At 44.5% G+C, this 22,177-nt stretch carries 22 protein-coding genes and 4 tRNA genes; 19 read left to right on the top strand and 7 right to left on the bottom strand.

What is annotated here, in order from left to right; all coding sequences use genetic code 11:
* Positions 1 to 5: 5 nt before the first annotated feature.
* The 4 genes from RIF36_RS21525 to rsfS all read right to left on the bottom strand — a co-directional run bounded on the left by RIF36_RS21525 (position 6) and on the right by rsfS (position 4,176).
* On the bottom strand, positions 6 to 794 hold the full coding sequence (locus RIF36_RS21525; RefSeq protein ID WP_350122650.1) for a hypothetical protein: 789 nt from the start codon (positions 792 to 794) through the stop codon (positions 6 to 8).
* Positions 787 to 1,554 carry a UDP-2,3-diacylglucosamine diphosphatase gene (locus RIF36_RS21520; protein ID WP_350122648.1) on the bottom strand — a complete coding sequence of 256 codons (768 nt, stop codon included), beginning with the start codon at positions 1,552 to 1,554 and terminating at the stop codon, positions 787 to 789. The genes RIF36_RS21525 and RIF36_RS21520 overlap by 8 nt, the downstream gene beginning before the upstream one ends.
* 65 nt (positions 1,555 to 1,619) lie before the next feature.
* A complete protein-coding gene (ftsH, locus tag RIF36_RS21515; protein ID WP_151997918.1) occupies positions 1,620 to 3,716 on the bottom strand; it encodes an ATP-dependent zinc metalloprotease FtsH in 2,097 nt (698 codons plus the stop codon).
* Between the two features lie 67 nt (positions 3,717 to 3,783).
* Positions 3,784 to 4,176: a ribosome silencing factor gene (gene rsfS / locus RIF36_RS21510; RefSeq protein ID WP_350077445.1), complete on the bottom strand. Its 393-nt coding sequence runs from the start codon at positions 4,174 to 4,176 to the stop codon at positions 3,784 to 3,786.
* A 40-nt stretch (positions 4,177 to 4,216) separates the two neighbouring features.
* Between rsfS and RIF36_RS21505 the strand changes: the two genes are divergently transcribed.
* The 6 genes from RIF36_RS21505 to nadD all read left to right on the top strand — a co-directional run bounded on the left by RIF36_RS21505 (position 4,217) and on the right by nadD (position 8,677).
* Positions 4,217 to 4,978, top strand: coding sequence for a biotin--[acetyl-CoA-carboxylase] ligase (locus RIF36_RS21505; RefSeq protein WP_350149604.1), 762 nt, complete (start codon positions 4,217 to 4,219; stop codon positions 4,976 to 4,978).
* Between the two features lie 85 nt (positions 4,979 to 5,063).
* On the top strand, positions 5,064 to 6,371 hold the full coding sequence (ahcY, locus tag RIF36_RS21500) for an adenosylhomocysteinase (protein ID WP_350077449.1): 1,308 nt from the start codon (positions 5,064 to 5,066) through the stop codon (positions 6,369 to 6,371).
* Positions 6,372 to 6,597: 226 nt separating this feature from the next.
* On the top strand, positions 6,598 to 7,176 hold the full coding sequence (locus RIF36_RS21495) for a sigma-70 family RNA polymerase sigma factor (protein WP_151998053.1): 579 nt from the start codon (positions 6,598 to 6,600) through the stop codon (positions 7,174 to 7,176).
* 37 nt (positions 7,177 to 7,213) lie between these two features.
* Complete coding sequence (locus RIF36_RS21490) at positions 7,214 to 7,483, top strand: zf-HC2 domain-containing protein (protein WP_339787116.1); 270 nt, start codon at positions 7,214 to 7,216, stop codon at positions 7,481 to 7,483.
* Entirely contained in the window at positions 7,483 to 8,043 is a 561-nt protein-coding gene (gene gmk / locus RIF36_RS21485) for a guanylate kinase (RefSeq protein WP_350122644.1), read from the top strand. The genes RIF36_RS21490 and gmk overlap by 1 nt, the downstream gene beginning before the upstream one ends.
* 61 nt (positions 8,044 to 8,104) lie before the next feature.
* Positions 8,105 to 8,677 (top strand): nicotinate (nicotinamide) nucleotide adenylyltransferase, encoded by a 573-nt coding sequence (nadD, locus tag RIF36_RS21480; RefSeq protein ID WP_350122642.1) that lies wholly within the window; start codon positions 8,105 to 8,107, stop codon positions 8,675 to 8,677.
* A gap of 63 nt (positions 8,678 to 8,740) precedes the next feature.
* Here the strand turns inward: nadD and frr are convergent, their stop codons facing one another.
* From frr to RIF36_RS21465, 3 genes are all read right to left on the bottom strand, one after another.
* Positions 8,741 to 9,304: a ribosome recycling factor gene (gene frr, locus RIF36_RS21475; RefSeq protein WP_151997923.1), complete on the bottom strand. Its 564-nt coding sequence runs from the start codon at positions 9,302 to 9,304 to the stop codon at positions 8,741 to 8,743.
* A gap of 11 nt (positions 9,305 to 9,315) precedes the next feature.
* A complete protein-coding gene (gene pyrH, locus RIF36_RS21470) occupies positions 9,316 to 10,020 on the bottom strand; it encodes a UMP kinase (protein ID WP_151997924.1) in 705 nt (234 codons plus the stop codon).
* Between the two features lie 81 nt (positions 10,021 to 10,101).
* On the bottom strand, positions 10,102 to 10,605 hold the full coding sequence (locus RIF36_RS21465) for a biotin/lipoyl-containing protein (protein ID WP_350122640.1): 504 nt from the start codon (positions 10,603 to 10,605) through the stop codon (positions 10,102 to 10,104).
* A 43-nt stretch (positions 10,606 to 10,648) separates the two neighbouring features.
* Between RIF36_RS21465 and RIF36_RS21460 the strand changes: the two genes are divergently transcribed.
* From RIF36_RS21460 to rpoB, 13 genes are all read left to right on the top strand, one after another.
* The gene (locus tag RIF36_RS21460) at positions 10,649 to 13,207 is read left to right on the top strand and encodes a M1 family metallopeptidase (protein ID WP_350149602.1); all 2,559 of its coding nucleotides are present in this window, start codon (positions 10,649 to 10,651) and stop codon (positions 13,205 to 13,207) included.
* A 148-nt stretch (positions 13,208 to 13,355) separates the two neighbouring features.
* Positions 13,356 to 13,438 (top strand) — tRNA-Tyr (locus RIF36_RS21455).
* Positions 13,439 to 13,520: 82 nt separating this feature from the next.
* A tRNA-Gly gene (locus tag RIF36_RS21450) sits at positions 13,521 to 13,593 on the top strand.
* A gap of 155 nt (positions 13,594 to 13,748) precedes the next feature.
* Positions 13,749 to 13,820: transfer RNA gene (locus tag RIF36_RS21445), tRNA-Thr, on the top strand.
* Between the two features lie 60 nt (positions 13,821 to 13,880).
* Positions 13,881 to 15,068, top strand: coding sequence for an elongation factor Tu (gene tuf / locus RIF36_RS21440; protein WP_151997927.1), 1,188 nt, complete (start codon positions 13,881 to 13,883; stop codon positions 15,066 to 15,068).
* 105 nt (positions 15,069 to 15,173) lie between these two features.
* Positions 15,174 to 15,244, top strand: a tRNA-Trp gene (locus tag RIF36_RS21435).
* A gap of 21 nt (positions 15,245 to 15,265) precedes the next feature.
* A complete protein-coding gene (gene secE / locus RIF36_RS21430; protein ID WP_151997928.1) occupies positions 15,266 to 15,457 on the top strand; it encodes a preprotein translocase subunit SecE in 192 nt (63 codons plus the stop codon).
* A 24-nt stretch (positions 15,458 to 15,481) separates the two neighbouring features.
* A complete protein-coding gene (gene nusG, locus RIF36_RS21425; RefSeq protein WP_151997929.1) occupies positions 15,482 to 16,033 on the top strand; it encodes a transcription termination/antitermination protein NusG in 552 nt (183 codons plus the stop codon).
* Positions 16,034 to 16,037: 4 nt separating this feature from the next.
* Positions 16,038 to 16,481 (top strand): 50S ribosomal protein L11, encoded by a 444-nt coding sequence (rplK, locus tag RIF36_RS21420; RefSeq protein WP_151997930.1) that lies wholly within the window; start codon positions 16,038 to 16,040, stop codon positions 16,479 to 16,481.
* 10 nt (positions 16,482 to 16,491) lie between these two features.
* Positions 16,492 to 17,190 carry a 50S ribosomal protein L1 gene (gene rplA, locus RIF36_RS21415; protein ID WP_151997931.1) on the top strand — a complete coding sequence of 233 codons (699 nt, stop codon included), beginning with the start codon at positions 16,492 to 16,494 and terminating at the stop codon, positions 17,188 to 17,190.
* A gap of 2 nt (positions 17,191 to 17,192) precedes the next feature.
* Positions 17,193 to 17,726, top strand: coding sequence for a 50S ribosomal protein L10 (rplJ, locus tag RIF36_RS21410; RefSeq protein WP_151997932.1), 534 nt, complete (start codon positions 17,193 to 17,195; stop codon positions 17,724 to 17,726).
* Between the two features lie 33 nt (positions 17,727 to 17,759).
* Entirely contained in the window at positions 17,760 to 18,146 is a 387-nt protein-coding gene (gene rplL / locus RIF36_RS21405) for a 50S ribosomal protein L7/L12 (RefSeq protein ID WP_151997933.1), read from the top strand.
* A 144-nt stretch (positions 18,147 to 18,290) separates the two neighbouring features.
* Positions 18,291 to 22,157: a DNA-directed RNA polymerase subunit beta gene (rpoB, locus tag RIF36_RS21400; protein WP_151997934.1), complete on the top strand. Its 3,867-nt coding sequence runs from the start codon at positions 18,291 to 18,293 to the stop codon at positions 22,155 to 22,157.
* Positions 22,158 to 22,177 lie beyond the last annotated feature (20 nt).

Below are 22,177 nucleotides of genomic sequence, written 5' to 3'. Positions count from 1 at the left end.
GTAAGTCATCGAAGGAGGTCAAAGCCTCCTTCTTTTTTTGTCCCAACCTTACGAGGGCCAATCAACAGGGCATTTAAATACGTGTCAGGTAAACTGATTTCATTTTTCTCATTGCTGTATAAATCCTGGATAAAAACACTGCCGCTACTTGTCAGGTACAGCTGGTTCTTTGAAAAGCAAAAGAAGCCGCAAGCAGGGCTGTCAATTACACCTTGATAATTCCCCAGATTGTCAAAGTAAATAATGCCACCACTATCCAGAGAGGCAAATAGCACATTCTGATATTCCCTGATGAAAAGAATCTTACCATCAACAGGTATTGATGCGTTGAAGGGGATTTTCGACTGGATTTTTTGATCGATAGGGTCAAACTTAATCAAGCCGTTGTATGACTCATCAATCAACCAGAACGAGTTGTCTTGAGAGGGGCAGGCGAGGCGTATAAAGCTCTGAGACTTGCCAGTGAGGTCATACTCGATAGTGGGAGACATAAACCTGTCAAGTATCACAATAGACTGAAATTCTTCGTAAAACAGAAAGGTCTTTAGTGGGTTCCAGGAATCGATTAGCGTGACCTGCCCCAGCCTTTTGGGAGAGTAGTTCACAATTTGTCTGCCCGTGGTGTCGTATTTGGCCACCGTCCCGTTCTTGAATGCAAGATAGAAATCGCCTCTTCTGTCAACCGACTGAGCCGTGACTACAGGCCCCGGCACATTTTTCTCTACAGCTAGCTGCGCCTGGCATACTACAGCAGATAAGAGTAGAGCCAGACATGCCCTAGTTGCCTTATTCAAACGTCCTGAGCTCAACTTTTTCACCATCAAATACAGCATAAGTACAGTGGTTGATCCACTCTCCTAAGTTAATGTATCTGCTGCTTTTCCCAACTTCCAGGTCAAGCGGAAGGTGCCTGTGCCCAAAAATATAATAGTCGTGGTGGTTTTGGGCTTCGATTTCTTTGCAATACGTCCAAAGCCATTCGTCATCACCCAGAAAAGCCTCGTCATACTTCAGGTTACTGATCCTGCTGTTGCTGGACCATTTGTGAGCGATGGCCATTCCCACATTGGGGTGCAGCCATTTGAATGCCCACTGACAAAGCTTGTTCCTGAATATCTTCTTGAGAAATTTATATCGGTAGTCGCCAGGCCCAAGACCATCGCCGTGTCCCACCAGCAGCTTTACACCATTGACGACGTAGCGTTTGTTTTCGTGATATACCGGTATTCCAAACTCGTCAGTAAAGTAGTTGGCCATCCACATATCGTGGTTGCCAGAGAAAAAGATGATTGGAATACCCTTGTCGACCAGCTCAGCAATTTTTCCCTGAAACCGGGCAAAGCCTTTGGGGATTACGTGGTTGTACTCAAACCAGAAATCAAAAATATCACCAACAAGAAAGATGGCGGCCGCGGAGTCTTCGATACTTCCCAGCCATTTTACCACTTTGTTCTCCCTTTCCCGGCTCTTTGTTTGGTTGGGAGCTCCAAGGTGAAAATCACTCGCAAAATAGATCAATTTCCCATCCGGGACGGTACCGTTGTCAAACTGCATATGGGTACAAAATAAAAAGATCAGGCGTTAACCTGATCTTTGAATCAAATATTATTTATTGAAGATTACTTTTTGGTTGTATCCTCAACTACGTCTGAGGTCTCTTCATTTGTAACCTCTTCTGCTACCGATTTTTTCAAAGCTTCGACTTCGTCATCTGTTTTTTCTGCTTCTTCGGTCAGCGCTTCTACTGTTTCTCCGTTGGTGGTGTTATTCGTAAAAGCCTGGTAAGTCGTTTGCTTTTCAAAAGGACGTTTGCCTATCAGTCTTTCCAAATCATTCTGGAAAATGATTTCCTTCTCCAGAAGCTCTTTGGCTATAACCTCAAGCTCTTTCTTATGCTTGGTTAGCATTTTCTTAGTGCGCTCATAGGCAGTAGAAATTATGCTTCTCACTTCTGAGTCTATGGTTTCAGCAGTTGATTCCGAATAGGGCTTATTGAAGGCATATTCTGACTGCTTTGAGTCATAGAAAGACACGTTGCCAATTTTATCATTCATGCCATAGATCGTCACAATGCTGTAGGCCATCTTGGTTACCCTCTCCAAGTCGCTTAGAGCGCCTGTCGATATTTTACCAAAAATAATCTCCTCAGCGGCACGACCACCCAGAGCCATACTCATTTCATCCAGCAACTGCTCAGTTTGATACAAAAACTGCTCCTTTGGCAAGTACTGTGCATAACCAAGCGCAGCAATACCACGGGGAACAATGGATACTTTCACCAAAGGATCGGCGTGCTCAAGGAACCAACCCGCTACTGCGTGACCAGCTTCGTGGTAGGCAACAATTTTCTTCTCTTCGGGCGAAATGATTTTCGTTTTCTTCTCCAGACCACCGATTACTCTATCAATCGCATCCTGGAAGTCCTGCATGTCAACGGCCTCTTTGTCCCTTCTGGCTGCGATAAGCGCTGCCTCGTTACACACGTTGGCAATTTCAGCACCGGCAAAGCCCGGAGTTTGTGCAGCTAGTTTCTTCACGTCCACGTCTTTCGACATCTTGATAGGCTTCAAATGCACTTTGAAAATAGCCTCTCTGCCAATTACGTCTGGCTTGTCAATGCTGATTTGCCTGTCGAACCTGCCCGGTCTAAGCAGCGCACTGTCAAGCACGTCAGGGCGGTTAGTAGCCGCCAGGATGATCACACCCGAGTCGGTAGCAAAGCCATCCATTTCAACCAGCAGCGAGTTCAGCGTATTCTCTCTTTCATCATTGGAGCCGGGCACCTGGCCTCTGCCTCTTGACCGACCAATAGCGTCAATTTCATCTATGAACACAATACATGGTGCTTTCTCTTTCGCTTGCTTAAACAGGTCACGTACCCTTGCAGCACCTACACCCACAAACATTTCCACAAAGTCGGAACCCGAAAGTGAGAAGAAAGGCACAGCAGCTTCACCGGCTACCGCTTTTGCCAGAAGTGTTTTACCTGTGCCCGGAGGGCCTACCAGCAAGGCACCCTTAGGTATTTTACCACCCAGCTTAGTAAACTTGGCTGGGTTCTTAAGAAAGTCTACGATCTCTTTTACTTCTTCTTTGGCTTCGTCAAGTCCTGCCACATCCACGAAGGTGATCTTTACCTTGTTTTCTGCATCAAACAGAGCTGCTCTTGATTTCCCAATATTGAAAATCTGTCCGCCAGGTCCGCCGCCACCAGTCATCCGGCGCATCAAAAACCAGAAACCGAACAGGATCAGAAACAAGAATCCCCAATTAAAGAAAATGTTGGTGATGTCAGATCCTTCCTCGATTTTGTACTCAATCCTCTGATTGTCAGGTAGCCCTTTCTCAATCTCTCGAAACTTCTCATCGAAGTTGTCGGCCGAAATGATCTTGAATTTGTAATGTGGCCCCTGGCTTAGCGAAAAAGGATTCCTCTGCTCCAACTCTACTTTGTACTTACTGTTATTGAGTGCTTCTTCCTTTAGTGTTACCTCAACAAGGTTTTGCGTTCTTAACAACACCACTCCTTTCACATCATTGCTAAGCAGCATTTGCTCAAACCTCTTTTGCGAAATGGTTACTGATGAAGAACTATTGTTGAAATAAGTAATTCCCAGCACTACCGCCAGAAGAGTTAGAATCACCCAAATTTGATAATTGGGTCTCTGCGGAGGCTTTGGAATCAGGTTTTTCCTCGGTCTATCTTGATTTGCCATTCTTTAATCTTTCTAAATCTAAATCATTGTACAGATTGATAAAACGCTTTTCTATCGCTAATGTTCCTTAGTTGTGCGAGCTTTCCACCGGAGTGATCACCGCATCTCCCCAAAGCTCTTCCAGCGAATAGAAATCACGCTTATCTTTTTTGAATATGTGGGCTACCACATCTATGTAATCCAAAAGGATCCACTCCTTGTTTTGTTTGCCTTCTTTTTTCCAGGGGGACTGTTTTGAAGCTTTATAAACGAATTCTTCTACAGAATCACAAATGGCATCTATTTGAGTGTCCGAGTTGCCAGAACAGATAATGAAATAATCAGCTACCGCATTTTTTACATTTCTCAAATCCAAAACTACTATGTCGTGGGCTTTCTTTTCTGCCATTCCCTGCACCACCAAATCATTGAGTTCAACCGTTTTAGGTTCAACTGGCATTTTGCCCTTTTTTACTGTCATTCAAAACATTTTACTTTGTCTACAAAACTACGAAAAAAGATTGCACAAAATTTTCTCCAAAAATCTCTTTATAGGCAAAAAGGTGGTTTACCTGCCAAAATGTCACTCAACCAACTCTGTGGCTACACAATTGGCCGAAATTGAGCATGTCAACGAAGGTACAGTTGTGATCGCCGACGAGCAATTGGCAGGCCGGGGCCAAAGAGGCAACACCTGGGAATCGGAGCCAGGTAAAAATATCATGATGTCTGTGGTGCTGAAGCCCACTTTCTTAAAACCCTCGCAGCAGTTTTTTTTAAACATCATTGTGTCAATTGCAGTTAAAAAGACACTAAGCGAATTTGGACTTGAGAATGTAAAAGTCAAATGGCCCAACGATATATATGCAGGCAACAAGAAGATTACCGGCATCCTGATTGAAAGCACGTTGAAGGGAAGCATGATCGAAACTTCAGTTGTGGGAGTAGGCTTAAACGTGAATCAATTGGTATTTACCTCAGAAAAAGCAACCTCAATGGCGCTTGAAATGGGAAAAGACCTGGACAAGGAGCTTGTGCTGGAGAAGTTGTCCCGGAATATTGAGTCTTTATATCTTCAGCTCAAAGGTGGTGCTTCTGAGAAACTACAATCAGACTATTTGAAGTCCATGATTGGGTGGGGAGAACGCAGATTGTATCGTGACAAAGAGGAAACGTTTGAAGCAGAAATTCTTGGAGTTTCGGCGCTTGGAAAGCTTAGGGTTGAGCGGGGAGAGGGAGTGAAGGAGTATGACTTGAAAGAGATAGAGTTTCTGTGGGAGTAACTACTTCTTAAAAACTTCTTCCGTTTGGCTTACAAAAAGTTATGCGCTACTTTTGTATCGATTTATAAATCAATATTATCATAAAATGATTGAAACAAGTCTTAATTACAAAGTAAAAGACATTTCACTGGCCGATTGGGGCAGGAAAGAAATCCGTCTGGCAGAAGCCGAAATGCCTGGTTTGATGGCACTCCGGGAAGAATATGGTGTTTCCAAGCCTCTTAAAGGAGCCCGTATTGCGGGTTGTTTGCACATGACTATTCAAACAGCCGTGCTTATTGAAACGCTGGTTGAACTGGGTGCGGATGTTACCTGGTCTTCTTGCAATATATTTTCTACACAGGATCATGCCGCAGCTGCAATTGCCGAGGCTGGCATCCCGGTGTTCGCATGGAAAGGCATGAATGCAGAAGAGTTTGACTGGTGCATAGAGCAGACTCTATTTTTTGGCGATGATCGCAAGCCTCTCAATATGATCCTTGACGATGGTGGCGACCTTACTAATATGGTATTGGATAAATACCCTGAGATGGTACCTGGCATCAAAGGTCTCTCTGAGGAAACAACTACCGGCGTTCACCGTTTGTACGAGCGGATGAAAAAGGGCACCTTACCAATGCCTGCTATCAACGTGAACGACTCTGTGACCAAGTCGAAGTTTGACAATAAATATGGTTGCCGTGAGTCGTTGGTGGATGCCATTCGCAGAGCTACCGACGTAATGATGGCTGGTAAAGTGGCCGTTGTTGCTGGATTTGGTGACGTAGGAAAAGGTTCTGCTGAGTCGCTTAAGAGCTGTGGTGTGAGGGTGATTGTGTCTGAGATCGACCCTATCTGCGCTTTGCAGGCGGCGATGGAAGGATACGAAGTGAAGAAAATGGCTACTGCCGTTAAAGAAGCTGATATCATTGTAACCGCTACAGGCAACAAGGACATCATCAAAGAAGAGCACTTCAGAAGCATGAAGGACAAGGCTATTGTTTGTAACATTGGCCACTTTGACAATGAAATTGATATGGCATGGTTAAATGGGAACTACGGTCAGACTAAAGTTGTCATCAAGCCGCAGGTAGATCTTTACAATATCGAAGGATCAGAAATACTTGTGTTGGCTGAAGGCCGGTTGGTAAACCTTGGCTGTGCCACTGGGCACCCATCTTTTGTGATGTCAAATAGCTTTACCAATCAGGTTTTAGCGCAATTGGAGCTTTGGACAAACACTGACAAGTACGAAAATGCGGTGTACACATTGCCCAAGCACCTCGACGAGAAGGTAGCGAGACTGCACCTGGCTAAGATTGGTTGCGAACTTGATACACTTAGCCCCGATCAGGCCGAATACATAGGCGTTTCTCTTGAAGGCCCATACAAGCCTGATTATTACCGTTACTAAAATTACTGACATAATTTCATGACAGAGAAAAGGCCCCCAAAAAGGGCCTTTTTTTAATATTTTGAACGAAAGTAGGTGAAAACAGTCCGTATTTCGCAAATTGGGCTGGTTAACAAACCCGGGTGATTTGTCGTATTATGTAAAAAGAGATTGATTCTAAATAGCCCGCCAGTTGGGCAAGGAATTTGCTGAATTCATTGACATGTCAACAACCGTAACAGAAACCATGGAAGGGCCAAAGCGGCACAGCTATAGTGACTCAAAGAAGATGAAAATCTTTAACGGGGAATTTTTGCCGCATATTGACTCGATGTACAATTTTGCTTATCGTCTTACTTTTGACGACGATGAGGCAAAGGATCTTGTGCAGGAAACTTATTTCAAAGCATTTCGATTTATAGATTCATTTCAGGAAGGAACCAACGCCAAGGCGTGGTTGTTCCGAATCTTGAAGAATAGCTTCATCAACGACTTCAGGAAGAAAAGCAAGGAGCCTGCTAAAGTTGATTATCAGGAAGTTGAAACTTATTACAACTCGGATGATGTTGATGAACATATAACGGTCGACCTGAGAGTAGACGCTTTACAAAACATGATTGGTGATGAGGTCTCCAATGCGCTGAATGCGCTGGATGTCGATTTCAGAACTGTAATCATACTTTGTGACCTGGAAGGTTTTACCTACGAAGAGATGGCGAAGATTCTCGACATTCCAATAGGTACCGTGAGATCGAGATTGCACAGAGCTAGAAATCTACTCAAGGAGAAGCTAAAATCATATGCTCAGACAATGGGCTACAAATAATTTTTTTCGTAATTTTCGTGATTGAAATTGACAGAGAATGGAACAAAGTTCTGCAAAGGAAGGCTGCAAGGAGTCAGTGAAATGTATTGAAATTTTGCATCTGCTACTTGACAATGAGGCGTCGCCAACTCAGGAAGATTATTTGCGGAGTCACCTCGATAGCTGCCTGCCCTGTTTAAAAAACTACAAAGTTGAAACGGAGATTCGAAACATCTTGCGTACTAAGCTTGAAAAGCGTGAAGTCCCTGCAGATTTGCTCAACTCAATAAAATCGAAAATTTCTGTTTCTCTTGCCCCTGAAGGTTAATGCGCAAAGCAATTATTTTTACTGCTCCGTCAGGTTCTGGTAAAACAACACTGGTAAAACATCTTTTAGATCATATTCCTTCTCTTGCCTTTTCCATTTCGGCCACAACAAGGAAGCCTCGAAACCAGGAGGTGAACGGAAAAGACTATTACTTCCTTTCGTTTAGCGATTTTCAGAGTAAAATTGAAAGAGACGAATTTATAGAATGGGAAGAGGTCTACAACGGATCTTTTTACGGCACACTCAAAGAAGAGATAGACAGAATATGGGCTTTGGGGAAAGATGTTATTTTTGATGTGGAAGTGCACGGTGCGCTGAACCTTAAGAAATACTTTGGAGACGATGCCCTGGCGGTATTTGTCAGAGTGCCTGATTTGAACACACTTCAGGAAAGACTTCAAAAGCGTGATACTGAAACTGCAGACACACTCGAAAAACGCCTTCAGAAGGCTAAATATGAAATGACCTTCGAAAAACGACTGGACGTGACAGTGCTCAATGACGACTTGCAGAAGGCGAAAGACATGTCTCTACAAATTGTGAAAGATTTTTTAGCTTAGCCTTTCGAATCACCTTCGCTGGCGTGTGACGAGGTACTGCCAGGAACAAAACATCAATCTATTGGATATCGGTCTGTATTTTGGTTCATTTAATCCTATCCATGTTGGGCACCTCATTATTGCCAACACTATGTTGGAGAATACCGAAATTGAAGAGGTGTGGTTTGTTGTAAGCCCTCAGAACCCATTGAAGAGACGAAGCAACCTGGAGCATGAGTTTGACAGGTTCGACCTGGTGCAGGCCGCTATTCACGACAATTATCATTTCAAAGTTACTGATGTCGAGTTTCACATGCCCAAACCCAGCTATACGGTGGATACCCTTGCATATTTAACGGACAAGCACCCTCAGCATAAATTCAAGCTGATAATAGGGGAGGACAACCTCGCTTCTTTTCCTAAATGGAAAAACTTTGATGTCATTTTAGAAAACCACGGGCTGCTTGTGTACCCACGGCCCCAGTCGAATCCGTCCGATCTCAGAGATAATCCAAACGTAAAAATTGTTGATGCCCCTTTACTGGACATATCGGCCACGTTCATTCGGAAACAAATAAAGATGGGCAAGTCTGTCAAGTACCTTATCCCCGACAGCGTAAATGAAATGATAGGACAGAAGAAGCTTTATTTATAATGCAAAAAAAGAGCTGTGCTTGAATACCACAGCTCCCCAATGATTGAGTATTGTCGGGCGGTGCTACACCGTCATAATCTCCACCTCTTTGGCATCTACAAGTTTGTCGATTTTTACTGAGTGCGAATCGGTAAGCTTTTGCACTTCATCCTCAGCCCTTTTCACATCGTCTTCAGCAGCCCCCTCTTTCATCAGCTTTCTGATCGATTCGTTGGCATCCTTCCTGATATTTCTCACACTCACTTTGGCAGTTTCTGCCTCCGCTTTTACTTGTTTGACAAGGTTTTTTCTTCTTTCCTCTGTTAAGGGCGGAACATTGATCATTACCATCTCCCCGTTGTTTTGGGGGTTTAGGCCCAGGTCGCTATTGATGATCGATTTTTCAATTTCTGAGATCATGTTCTTTTCCCAGGGCTTGATGGCAAGTGTTCTGGCATCGGGCGTATTAACAGAGGCAACTTGCTGTATGGGAGTCATGGCGCCATAGTAATCGACCATGATACCATCAAGCATGTTGGGCATCGCTTTTCCAGCCCTTATTTTTGCAAGCTCTGCCGAAAAATGGACAATCGCCTTGTCCATCAAATCTTTTGCTTCCTCTAGAAATAGTTGTATCTCCTCGTTCATTCTTAAAAACGTTAATTTATCAGAGTGCCCACTTCCTCGCCTTTCACAACATTGATAAGGTTGCCGGGCTTGTTCATATCAAATACAATAATCGGTAGGTTGTTTTCCTGGCATAGCGTGAAGGCGGTCATGTCCATTACGTTCAATCCTTTTTCATAAACTTCCTGAAAAGAAATCTGAGCGTATCTGGTGGCATTTGGATCTTTTTCGGGGTCAGCTGAGTAAACGCCGTCAACTCGGGTGCCTTTTAGTACAACGTCGGCTTCAATTTCAATGGCTCTCAAACTGGCCGTCGAGTCCGTTGTGAAGTAGGGATTGCCTATGCCCGCTCCAAAAATCACGATCCTTCCCTTTTCGAGATGCCTGATGGCTCTTCTCCTGATAAAAGGCTCACAAACTTGCTCCATTTTTATACCTGACATAAGGCGGGTAAACATGCCATGGGCCTCAAGTGCACTTTGCAGTGCCATAGCATTAATCACTGTTGCCAGCATGCCCATATAGTCGCCTTGAACCCTGTCAATCCCAATAGTAGATGATTGTACGCCACGGAAGATATTACCACCACCAATAACAATGGCGACCTCAAGGCCCTCATCTTTAACTTTTCTTATTTCCTGGGCATATTGTTCAAGTTGTGCGGGGTCAATGCCATATTTCTGACCACCCATGAGTGCCTCGCCGCTTAGTTTTAGTAATATTCGTTTGTATTTCATAGAGCCGGTCTTCCGTGCTTTTGTATGGGGTAAAAGAATGGTTAAATCAGGCAAATATAAATGAAAGCCTTCGACTATGCCTTAGGAAAATGTAATTAGTACCTGATTTTTTTCAACGCTTTGCCCTTTTTCAACAGAGATGGCCTTGATAATTCCGTCACCAGGCGATTTAAGTACATTTTCCATTTTCATAGCTTCCAGAATCAAGATGGGGTCGCCCTGATGAACCTCCTGGCCCTCGCTCACCTTTATTTCGTGGATAAGCCCGGGCATAGGCGCTTTCAGGTCGTTAGCTTTTTTTGCCGTGGTATTTGAGATGCCCAGTTTTTCAAGTAAAATATCCATCTTGTCTTTGACGGCTACCTCCACCTTTTTTCCGTTTACCAACAACGAAACCATTTTCGAAGCCTTGTCGGTGCCAACTATTTCTACCTCAAAAGCCTTCCCACTCTTTATTACGTGATAGTGGTTTGGCTTCACCTCAACTACCTCATGATTAAATAAGCCGCCATTCAGGTAGACCTCCCCATTTGTTCGGTAGTCAACGTCGATTTCTTTTTGACCTTTTATAAGTACCTTCGCCATGAATTCTTTTTTGGCAAAATACGACATAATATTTTGTGATGATATGGGCAGGAACACTTTAGAAGGAAAGCTTGGGTCGGGAACAGCATTGCTCTCAGTCGCATGTATATTATTATTGACAATGGTTGGCTGCAGGTCTTCCTATCAGACTTCGTCAAACGCCACTGGCGCTGAAGACGCCATTGTTGAGATAGACTTGCCCCCCTACCAACCCGCCAGTCCCAGATTTTTCGATATCCTGCACACCCGGCTTGACCTGGAGTTCGATTGGGGAAACAAATGGGTGATCGGCCAGGCCGATATCACCATAAAGCCCTACTTCTATCCTCAGAACCAACTGATGCTGGATGCGAAAAGCTTCGAAATAATTGGCTGTGATTTAGTGAAGAATTCAGCCACGGTTCCTTTGGAGTTCCAGTACGACGGTGAGGCCATTTATATTAATTTGGAAAAGGACTACAAGAGATCGGACACACTGTCAATCAGAATGAAGTACATCGCCAAGCCATACGACCGGGCAGCGCAAACCGGGCAGGCAGTAACTTCCGACCGGGGGTTGTTCTTTGTCAACCCGACTGGTGCTGATACATTGAAGCCGAGGCAATTATGGACGCAAGGGGAAACTCAATTCAATTCCCGTTGGTTTCCCACCATAGATGCGCCTAATGAAAGGTTTACTCAGGAGATTTTCCTGACCGTTGACTCTTCGCTAACCACGTTATCCAATGGCGTGCTTCAATCGACCGGCTATTTGGGAAACGGCCTTAAGAAAGACCACTGGAAACTTGATAAGCCACATGCACCTTACCTGGCTATGATTGCCGTTGGCAACTTTGCAAAGGTTGACGATTGGGCCGATTCACTCCAGCTGTCTTACTATGTCGAGCCAGCTTTTGAAAAGTATGCAAAAGATATTTTTGGGAACACGCCAGAAATGATCGCTTACTTTTCGCAGGTGTTGGATTATCCATACCCGTGGGCTAAGTACGACCAGATAGTTGTCAGAGACTATGTGTCTGGGGCCATGGAGAATACAACGGCATCCGTTTTTATGGAGAACCTCCAGGTGAGCAGGAGGGAGCTATTGGACGATCATTGGGATGGCATTATTGCGCATGAACTTTTTCATCAGTGGTTTGGCGACCTGGTCACCTGCGAGTCATGGGCCAACCTGGCGCTGAATGAAGGCTTTGCCAATTACAGCGAATACATGTGGAACGAGCACAAGTACGGAAAGGAAGAAGCGGACTATAATTTATGGATCGAGAAAGACAATTACCTGGCCGAGGTAGCCGACGGCAAGGTCGACCCCATCATTAACTATTTCTACGAAAATCCCGACGACCTGTTTGATAGCCACCGCTATTCAAAGGCCGGCCTTGTGCTGCACATGCTTCGCAACTATACAGGGAATGAGGCTTTCTATGCTTCACTCAACCATTACTTAAAGGCAAATGCCTATCAGTCAGTCGAAATTGATGATCTGCGAAAATCTTTTGAGGCTGTCACAGGTGAAGATTTGCAATGGTTCTTCGAGCAGTGGTTTGAACTGCCGGGGCATCCGGTTTTGGAGGTATCTACGTCTTATGCCAATGATAGCCTCACTATCAACATCAACCAATTGCAGGTGTCCGATTCGATTGGACTCTTTGTTTTTCCTTTGGATATTCAAATTTGGGAAGGCACCACCAGCACAACCCATGAATTGCTAGTCGACGCTCCTGAGATTACCATGACTTTGCCGCTGCCGAAGGAGCCAACGCTGGTGGAGGTGGATCCGGAAAGAGTTTTGCTGGCCGAAATTTATCAGCCCAAAACAAGTCAGGAGTTGCTGATGGCCTTTTCCAATGGAAGTTCCTTTGCTCTTCGAAGAGAGGCGTTGGAAACACTCTTTTCTGAAGGGGACTCTACTACGATAGGCAAGGCCGCATTGCTCGGATTGGCAGACCCATCCCCACGCTTGAGAGAGATGACGCTGGACAATTTGATTGGCCGGGGCCACCTGACTAACAATGACATTGCAAGGGCTGTGCAAAAACTCACATCGGACAGCCGTTCGCTAGTGAGGGCAGCAGCTTTCAGTGCTTACAGCGAAACTCAATCGAACGATATCGATGAGGTGATGAAGAAGGCGCTTGCTGATTCTTCTTATAGTGTGATAGGGGCTGGCCTGGAGGTGCTGCTGCAAGATTACGTGGAAGACCCTATTTGGCTCAGGGAGTTTCTTGGCTTGACACACCTTAATATAGCAGCACCTATTGCAGGTTACTACAATCAGCAGGTGAAAGAGGGACATCTTAAATGGTACAATAAGAACTTGCTTAGCTTTCATGGCATGGATCGCTGGATGTTTTTGCAGTACTATATTGAGTACGTTGTGTTAACAGATCTCTACAAGGATGAGTCAACGGCCAAGGTGCTCACTTATATTGCCACCAACGACAACGAATATTATAATAGAATTGCCGCTTTCCAGTCGATGACATTGGTGATCCCTGAGACCCCCGAAAACAGGAAGATACTTGCCTCAATCGCTGCAAAGGAGGAAGATCAGAGAGCCAAGGCTATTATGAACAGCTTACTTGCCGCTGAAGGCAACTAAAGAAGTTGAAGTTCGTCAGGAATATTTTCTACTTTTTAAATCAATTATTTGAATAAAACCAAAAAGCGTATAATTTTGCACTTCCTTTTAGAAACAGGCCCTCAACAGGCCTTTTTTAACGGTTGTTCTTAGTCATTTTGTTTGATTTGGGGGAATACCAAAGCGGCCAACTGGGGCAGACTGTAAATCTGCTGACTTATGTCTTCAGAGGTTCGAATCCTCTTTCCCCCACAGCGAAAGTTCTTTGTTTAGGACGTGTAATTGTATAACTTGCACGCCCTCTGAGCGAGGGACGTCAAACTTAGTACATTATGCGGGCGTAGCTCAGTTGGTAGAGCGACAGCCTTCCAAGCTGTAGGTCGCCGGTTCGAACCTGGTCGCCCGCTCTAGACAAAGAACATAAGAGGTGGAGTCATTCATCATTTATGTTCTTGTTTAATTTATGAACCGTAGTGCTAGGATACCTGTGACGCTGATAATTTCTGGTTCAGGTAGCAGCTCAGCGGGTCGGGCCTTGGTGGTGGAAGCCAAAGTCTTTTATGCCGTTGTAGCTCAGAGGTAGAGCACTTCCTTGGTAAGGAAGAGGTCACGGGTTCAATTCCCGTCAACGGCTCTCTGTATTTTGAACATCTATTAACTGATATATTAATAACTAAATCGAGGATTATCAAATATGGCAAAAGCAAACTTTGATCGTTCTAAACCGCACGTAAATATTGGCACCATCGGTCACGTTGACCACGGTAAAACCACTTTGACGGCTGCTATTTCTGCAGTTCTTGCGGGTAAAGGACTGGCCGAAATTAAAGACTTCTCAGCGATCGATAACGCTCCAGAAGAAAAAGAAAGAGGTATTACTATCAATACTTCGCACATCGAGTACCAAACTGAAAAGAGACACTACGCTCACGTGGATTGTCCTGGTCACGCTGACTATGTGAAGAACATGGTTACTGGTGCTGCTCAAATGGACGGAGCGATCATCGTAGTTGCTGCGACTGACGGACCAATGCCTCAAACTAGAGAGCATATCCTTCTTTCTCGTCAGGTAGGTGTTCCTGCGCTTGTGGTTTTCATGAACAAAGTCGATTTGGTAGATGATCCAGAACTTCTTGAGCTTGTTGAAATGGAAATCAGAGAGCTTCTTACTTACTATGACTTCCCAGGTGATACTATTCCTGTTATTCAGGGATCGGCTCTAGGCGCACTTAACGGTGAAGCTAAATGGGTAGCTAAAGTAGAAGAGCTTATGACCGCCGTTGATGAGCATATTCCACTTCCTGAAAGAGCGATCGACAAGGATTTCCTTATGCCTGTTGAAGACGTGTTCTCAATTACTGGTCGTGGTACAGTTGCCACTGGTAGAATTGAAAGAGGCGTAACCAACACAGGTGATGCTGTTGATATCATCGGTATGGGTGCTGAAGGTCTTAAGTCTACCATCACTGGTGTTGAGATGTTCCGTAAGATTTTGGATAGAGGTGAAGCTGGTGACAACGTAGGTCTGCTGCTTAGAGGTATTGAGAAGTCTCAAATCCGTCGTGGTATGATCATCTGTAAGCCAGGTTCTGTGAAGCCTCACGCTCACTTCAAGGCTGAAGTTTACGTTCTTTCTAAAGAAGAAGGTGGACGTCACACTCCTTTCTTCAACAGATACAGACCTCAGTTCTACTTGAGAACTACTGACGTAACTGGTGAGATTACTCTTCCTGCAAACGTAGAAATGGTAATGCCTGGTGATAACATCACTATCGAGGTAAAACTGCTTAACCCGGTTGCTCTTGAGAAAGGTCTAAGATTCGCCATCAGAGAAGGTGGCAGAACCGTTGGTTCTGGTCAGGTGACTGAAATTCTTGACTAAGTTTTTAAATAGCTAAATGCGTTTCATCTTAATGGTGAAACGCATTTGCATATAATAAAACATTATCATACCTTTGCAGTCCGTTTTTCGGGCTGCATTCGTTAAACGGGTGTAGTTCAAGGGTAGAATAGCGGTCTCCAAAACCGTTGATGGGAGTTCGAATCTCTCCACCCGTGCTATAAAAACCGGAAGAATATATGAATAAACTGGTTGCGTTCGTAAAGGAGTCTTATGACGAGATGAGAACCAAGGTAACTTGGCCTAAATACTCTGAACTTCAGGGTAGCTCCGTGCTAGTGTTGGTGGCATCACTAATATTTGCTTTGTTCATCGGTGTTGTAGATTTGGCGTTTGAAAACGCTTTGAAATGGTTTTATAACGCCTTTTAATAGGCAGTATAAATATAGTGAAGGATGGGAGAAATTAATTGGTACGTGGTAAGAGCGGTAAGCGGGCAGGAGAAGAAAGTAAAGACCTACCTGGAGACTGAGATTACCAGACAAAATCTGGAGGAAACTATTCCTCAGGTTTTAATTCCGTCCGAGAAAGTATACGAAATGCGTAATGGTAAAAAGCGTGTAAGAGAGCGTAACTTTTTTCCGGGTTACATCATCATCGCTGCCGACCTGTCGCATGGAGAAATACTTCACACAATAACGAATATCCCTGGTGTAATAGGGTTTCTGGGTTCCAGAGACAAAACGAAAGCACCAGTACCTCTTAGGCAGAATGAAGTGAACCGGATACTTGGAAAAGTAGACGAGATGGATGAGGCCGAAGAGAAATTAGATACACCTTTTATAGTAGGTGAAATAGTGAAGGTGATGGATGGGCCATTTAGTGGTTTCACAGGAACGGTTGAGGAAGTATTCGAGGAAAGAAGAAAGCTCAACGTGATGGTGAAAATATTTGGCAGGAACACACCAGTTGAATTGAATTATTTCCAGGTAGAAAAACAGGATTAATAAAATGGCTAAAGAAATTAGCGGGTACTTGAAACTTCAAGTGCGTGGTGGACAAGCCAACCCTGCACCCCCGATTGGTCCGGCTTTAGGTAGCAAGGGTCTTAACATAATGGAGTTCTGCAAGCAGTTTAACGCTAGAACGCAGGAAAAGCAAGGTATGGTTCTTCCGGTATTAGTAACCATCTATACCGACAAATCTTTTGACTTTGTAATCAAGACGCCTCCTGCGCCAGTGTTGATAATGGAGGCTTCAAAGGTTAAAAAGGGGTCTGCTGAACCCAACAGGGACAAAGTAGGATCAGTTACATGGGATCAGGTGAAGCAAATTGCTGAAACTAAGATGCCTGACCTGAACGCATTTACCGTAGAGTCTGCTATGAAAATGGTGGCCGGTACTGCAAGAAGCATGGGTGTTAGGGTGACAGGAGCTGCTCCTTGGGATAATTAATCAGAGAGAAATGGCAAAGCTTACTAAGAATCAAAAGGCCATTGCGGCCAAAATAGATATCAGCAAGGAGTACGGTGTTGATGACGCCGCTAAACTGGTGAAGGACATTACCTTCACTAAGTTCGATGCTTCTGTTGATCTTGACATCAGACTTGGAGTGGATCCCCGTAAGGCTGACCAAATGGTAAGAGGCGTTGTTGCCCTGCCTCATGGTATCGGTAAAGAGGTGAAGGTATTAGTGCTTTGCACACCTGACAAAGAGCAGGAAGCAAAAGACGCAGGTGCCGACTTCGTTGGTCTTGATGACTATATTAAGAAAATTGAAGGTGGTTGGACGGATATCGATGTGATCGTTACCATGCCAACCGTGATGGCTAAAGTGGGTAAGTTGGGAAGAGTGCTGGGGCCACGTGGTTTGATGCCTAACCCTAAATCAGGTACTGTTACTTTGGATGTTGGAAAAGCTGTAAAAGAAGTAAAAGCTGGTAAAATCGACTTTAAAGTTGACAAAACCGGTATCATCCATGCCAGTATTGGCAAGGTGTCTTTCCCGGCTGATCAGATCAGGGACAATGCGATGGAAATGATCCAGACCATTGCTCGTCTGAAGCCAAGTTCTTCTAAAGGCACGTACTTCAAAAGTATCCACCTTTCTAGCACCATGAGTGCAGGCATCACTATTGATAAAAATACGATAGGAGGGATTTAATCATGACAAGAGAAGATAAGGCAGTGCTCATTGAAGAGCTGAAAGAGAAGTTTTCCAACAATGGTCACTTCTATATTACTGATGCTTCCGGTCTTTCTGTTGCTGAAGTAAACAACTTCAGAGGTAAGTGCTTTGATAGCGGAGTTGAATACCGTGTAATCAAGAACTCACTTATCAGAAAGGCACTTGAGTCACTTGATGGTGATTTCTCACCACTCAATGACACAGCTTTGAAAGGATTTTCAGGCGTTCTCTTCTCAAAAGAAGACGCAAAGGCTCCTGCGAAACTTATCAAAGACTTCAAAAAAGCTGATAAAGAAAGTCGACCTAAATTAAAGGCTGCTTCCATAGAAAAGGATTTATTCATCGGTGAACAGCATCTGGATATGCTTATTAGCTTGAAGTCTAAGTCCGAACTGATCGGAGAGGTAATTGGATTGCTCCAATCTCCGGCCAAAAACGTGATCGGCGCTCTTCAGAGTGGTCAGCACAAACTGGCAGGTATCGTAAAGACCCTGTCAGAAAAAGAATCATAAACGAACGTAGAAACAATTTAATTATTTTCAAAAATGGCAGATTTGAAAGCATTCGCAGAGCAACTGGTTAATCTTTCTGTAAAAGAAGTTAACGAACTTGCGGCAATTCTTAAAGATGAGTATGGCATTGAGCCAGCCGCTGCTGCAGCTCCGGTAGCAGTTGCAGGTGGTGCTGCTGCAGGTGGTGGAGACGCCGCTGCAGAAGAGAAAAACTCATTTGATGTTATCCTTAAGTCAGCGGGAGCTGCTAAGCTTGCAGTTGTTAAGCTTGTGAAGGACCTTACTGGACTTGGCTTGAAAGAAGCTAAAGAACTAGTTGACGGTGCTCCTAAAGCAGTGAAAGAAGGCGTTGCTAAAGATGAGGCTGAAGCCCTTAAAAAGCAGCTGGAAGAAGCTGGAGCTGAAGTAGAATTGAAATAATTTACTTTGCCACTTTTAGGTGGTGGCTCCAAGATAATAGACCTGGCTAGTGCGTCAGGTCTTTTCCTGTTTGTGCTAATTTAGCTACAGGAAGAAATTTACAACAGGGTTTATCCTTCTATTAAGAACTAAATCTTTAAAGCTTTGGCTAATAAAAAGACATCCGAAAGAATCAATTTCTCTTCCATTAAGCCAGTTATAGATTATCCTGATTTTCTTGACGTGCAACTCCAGTCTTTCAAAGACTTTTTCCAATTGGAGACGCCCGCAGAAAAGAGAATCCAGGAGGGACTTTTCAAAGTGTTTGCTGAAAACTTCCCTATTTCTGACTCAAGAGAGAACTTCGTTCTTGAATTCATTGACTATACTGTAGATCCTCCAAAGTATTCTGTAGATGAGAGTATCGACAGAGGTCTTACTTACTCGGTTCCGCTTAAAGCGAAATTAAGACTTTCCTGCAACGATGCAGACAACGAAGACTTCGAGACTATCGAGCAAGAGGTTTTCCTTGGGAATATTCCTTACATGACTGAGAAGGGGTCTTTCGTGATCAATGGTGCTGAGCGGGTAATCGTTTCTCAGCTTCACAGATCACCAGGCGTTTTCTTTGCTCAAAGTAAGCATACAAATGGTACCAAGCTTTATTCTGCAAGGATCATACCTTTTAAAGGCTCCTGGATAGAGTTTGCCACTGACGTGAACAACGTCATGTACTCCTACATCGATAGGAAGAAGAAGTTTCCGGTAACCACTCTTCTGAGAGCTATTGGATACGGTACTGACAAGGACATTCTGGATCTATTCGGTTTGTCAGAAGAAGTTGAAGCCAACCAGAAGAACCTGAAGAAAATTGTAGGCAGAAAGTTGGCCGCCAGGGTGCTACGTACCTGGACGGAGGACTTTGTGGATGAAGATACAGGTGAGGTTGTTTCTATCGACAGAAATGAGATTGTTCTCGAAAGAGATTCAATCATAGGAGAGGAAGATCTTGACACAATATTGGAGTCTGGCACTAAGTCGATCATCCTGCACAGGGAAGATGTGAACGTAACAGACTACGCTATTATATATAACACCCTTCAGAAGGATAATTCTAACTCTGAAAAAGAAGCGGTGGAGCAAATCTACCGTCAGCTTAGAAATACCGAAGCTCCTGATGAACAAACTGCCAGGGATATTATCCAGAGCCTGTTCTTCAGTGACAAGCGTTACGACCTGGGTGAAGTAGGCCGTTACAGGATTAACAAGAAATTAGGTCTTGACATATCTTTCGACGTTCGGGTGTTAACCACCGAGGACATCGTTCGAATTGTGAAATACCTCATCGGGTTGATCAACTCGAAAGCGGTAGTTGATGATATTGACCACCTTTCTAATCGCCGTGTTAGAACGGTAGGTGAGCAGTTGTACAGTCAGTTCTCTGTTGGTCTGGCCCGCATGGCTCGTACCATCAAAGAAAGAATGAACGTGCGTGACAATGAGGACTTCAAGCCTGTTGACTTGATCAACGCCAGAACGCTGTCTTCAGTTATCAACTCGTTCTTTGGTACCAACCAGCTTTCGCAGTTTATGGATCAAACCAATCCTCTTGCTGAGATCACTCACAAAAGAAGGATGTCTGCCCTCGGGCCAGGTGGTTTGTCAAGAGAGCGTGCCGGTTTCGAGGTTCGTGACGTACACTATACTCACTACGGTCGCCTTTGCACCATTGAAACACCGGAAGGGCCAAACATTGGTCTTATCTCTTCCTTGTGTGTGCATGCGAAAGTAAACAGCATGGGATTCATCGAGACGCCTTACCGCATGGTAGAGGGGGGCATCGTCGGAAACGACGTGTTCTACCTTACAGCCGAGGAAGAAGATACGCATTATATTGCCCAGGCCAATGCGCCAATTGATGACAAGGGTAAGTATCTGAACGACAAAGTGAAGGCTCGCTTTGAAGGTGACTTCCCGGTTGTGGAGCCGCCTACCCTTAAGTACATGGACATTGCTCCTAACCAGATTGTTTCTGTGGCGGCGTCAATGATTCCATTCCTTGAGCATGATGATGCCAACCGTGCTCTGATGGGATCGAACATGCAACGCCAGGCAGTTCCACTTCTTCGTCCGCAGGCGCCAATCGTTGGTACCGGCCTCGAAGGAAGAATTGCAAAAGATTCAAGAACCCTGGTAACAGCTGAAGGAAATGGCGAGGTCGTTTTTGTAGATGCTAAGAAAATAGTTGTCAGATACGATAGAGACGACGAAGGTGAACTAATCAGCTTCGATAACGAAAACGTAGAATACAACCTTATTAAGTTCAGAAGAACTAACCAGGACACTTGTATCAACCTGAAGCCTATTGTTTTCAAAGGGCAGAAAGTGGTAACTGGTCAGATACTGTGTGAAGGATTTGCTACCGAACAAGGCGAATTGGCCCTTGGCCGTAACCTCCAGGTGGCATTCATGCCATGGCAGGGATACAACTTCGAGGATGCGATCGTTATTTCTGAGAAAGTAGTTCGTGACGATATCTTTACTTCAATTCACATCGAAGAGTTTGAACTTGAAGTAAGAGACACGAAGCGTGGTGAAGAAGAACTTACTTCTGAAATCCCTAACGTTAGCGAAGAGGCTGTTAAAAACCTCGACGAGAACGGAATCATCAGGATTGGTGCAGACGTAAAAGAAGGCGATATCCTTATTGGTAAGATCACACCTAAGGGAGAAACAGATCCAACTCCTGAAGAGAAACTCCTCAGAGCAATCTTCGGTGACAAGGCTGGGGATGTGAAAGATGCTTCTTTGAAAGCTTCACCATCACTCAGAGGTGTTGTTATTGACACCAAGCTATTCTCTCGCCCCAAGAAGGATAAAGACCTTAGAAGTAAGTCTAAGAAGGAAGTGGAAGTACTTAAGAGTAAGTATTCCAACCAGCTTCTTGAGCTTCGCAACCGAATGGTGAAGAAGCTGACTACGCTACTTGAAGGCAAGACCTCGCAGGGTGTTAAGCATAAGTTCGGTGACGAATTGATCTCTAAAGGAGTGAAGTTCAATGGCCGTAACATCGATGAGAATCTGTTCCCACCTAAGAACGTTTACAGAGACGAAAGTAACTACAACGTTCCGGAGGAGGCCAACCTGATTTCTGATGTAAATCTTGACAATTGGACAACCGATGCTCATGTGAATGAGAACATCGTGAAGATGGTCAAGAACTACATGAAGGCAAGGAATGAAGTTGCCGGTGATTTCAAGAGAGCAAGATTCACGCTTGAAGTAGGTGATGAATTGCCTGCTGGCATCGTTCAGCTTGCGAAGGTTTACGTGGCTAAGAAGCGTAAACTGAAAGTAGGTGATAAAATGGCCGGTCGTCACGGTAACAAAGGTGTGGTTGCAAAGATCGTGCGTGAAGAGGATATGCCGTTCACTGAGGATGGAAATCCGGTGGATGTTGTTCTCAACCCACTGGGTGTACCTTCTCGTATGAACATTGGTCAGATATACGAAACTGTACTTGGTTGGGCAGGTTTGAAGTTGGGTCGCAAGTATGCCACACCAATCTTTGATGGTGCTTCCATGGAGCAGGTAGCAGCAGAGTTGAAGGAAGCAGGTTTGCCCGATTTTGGTAGAACTTACCTGACCGATGGCCTTACTGGTGTTCGTTTCGATCAGCCTGTTACAGTCGGTGTGATTTATGTACTGAAACTTGGTCACCTGGTTGATGACAAAATGCACGCTCGTTCAATCGGACCTTACTCTCTTATTACACAGCAGCCGCTTGGTGGTAAGGCGCAGTTTGGTGGTCAGCGATTTGGTGAAATGGAAGTTTGGGCACTTGAAGCATTCGGTGCATCCAACATCCTTCAGGAAATCCTTACCATTAAGTCCGATGATGTTGTTGGCCGTGCCAAAGCATATGAGGCGATAGTGAAAGGTGAGAACATGCAGAAGCCTGGAATTCCGGAATCATTCAATGTATTGGTTCACGAACTCCGTGGTTTGGCACTTGAAATCACTCTTGACTAAAAAATCCCAAGGGGCTTAGG

Source organism: Imperialibacter sp. (assembly GCF_040222815.1).
Classification (GTDB): domain Bacteria; phylum Bacteroidota; class Bacteroidia; order Cytophagales; family Cyclobacteriaceae; genus Imperialibacter.
This window is presented reverse-complemented; position numbering and strand designations above follow the sequence as displayed.

Bases quoted from the DNA above. Each gene is read 5' to 3' on its own strand.
- RIF36_RS21460 (WP_350149602.1), top strand. From the start codon at position 10,649: ATGGGCAGGAACACTTTAGAAGGAAAGCTTGGGTCGGGAACAGCATTG.
- RIF36_RS21520 (WP_350122648.1), bottom strand. From the start codon at position 1,554: ATGCAGTTTGACAACGGTACCGTCCCGGATGGGAAATTGATCTATTTT.
- RIF36_RS21490 (WP_339787116.1), top strand. From the start codon at position 7,214: ATGGAACAAAGTTCTGCAAAGGAAGGCTGCAAGGAGTCAGTGAAATGT.
- rplA (WP_151997931.1), top strand. From the start codon at position 16,492: ATGGCAAAGCTTACTAAGAATCAAAAGGCCATTGCGGCCAAAATAGAT.
- rplK (WP_151997930.1), top strand. From the start codon at position 16,038: ATGGCTAAAGAAATTAGCGGGTACTTGAAACTTCAAGTGCGTGGTGGA.
- ahcY (WP_350077449.1), top strand. From the start codon at position 5,064: ATGATTGAAACAAGTCTTAATTACAAAGTAAAAGACATTTCACTGGCC.
- ftsH (WP_151997918.1), bottom strand. From the start codon at position 3,716: ATGGCAAATCAAGATAGACCGAGGAAAAACCTGATTCCAAAGCCTCCG.
- RIF36_RS21495 (WP_151998053.1), top strand. From the start codon at position 6,598: ATGGAAGGGCCAAAGCGGCACAGCTATAGTGACTCAAAGAAGATGAAA.
- tuf (WP_151997927.1), top strand. From the start codon at position 13,881: ATGGCAAAAGCAAACTTTGATCGTTCTAAACCGCACGTAAATATTGGC.
- pyrH (WP_151997924.1), bottom strand. From the start codon at position 10,020: ATGAAATACAAACGAATATTACTAAAACTAAGCGGCGAGGCACTCATG.
- rsfS (WP_350077445.1), bottom strand. From the start codon at position 4,176: ATGACAGTAAAAAAGGGCAAAATGCCAGTTGAACCTAAAACGGTTGAA.
- secE (WP_151997928.1), top strand. From the start codon at position 15,266: ATGAATAAACTGGTTGCGTTCGTAAAGGAGTCTTATGACGAGATGAGA.
- nusG (WP_151997929.1), top strand. From the start codon at position 15,482: ATGGGAGAAATTAATTGGTACGTGGTAAGAGCGGTAAGCGGGCAGGAG.
- frr (WP_151997923.1), bottom strand. From the start codon at position 9,304: ATGAACGAGGAGATACAACTATTTCTAGAGGAAGCAAAAGATTTGATG.
- RIF36_RS21465 (WP_350122640.1), bottom strand. From the start codon at position 10,605: ATGGCGAAGGTACTTATAAAAGGTCAAAAAGAAATCGACGTTGACTAC.
- gmk (WP_350122644.1), top strand. From the start codon at position 7,483: ATGCGCAAAGCAATTATTTTTACTGCTCCGTCAGGTTCTGGTAAAACA.
- rplL (WP_151997933.1), top strand. From the start codon at position 17,760: ATGGCAGATTTGAAAGCATTCGCAGAGCAACTGGTTAATCTTTCTGTA.
- rplJ (WP_151997932.1), top strand. From the start codon at position 17,193: ATGACAAGAGAAGATAAGGCAGTGCTCATTGAAGAGCTGAAAGAGAAG.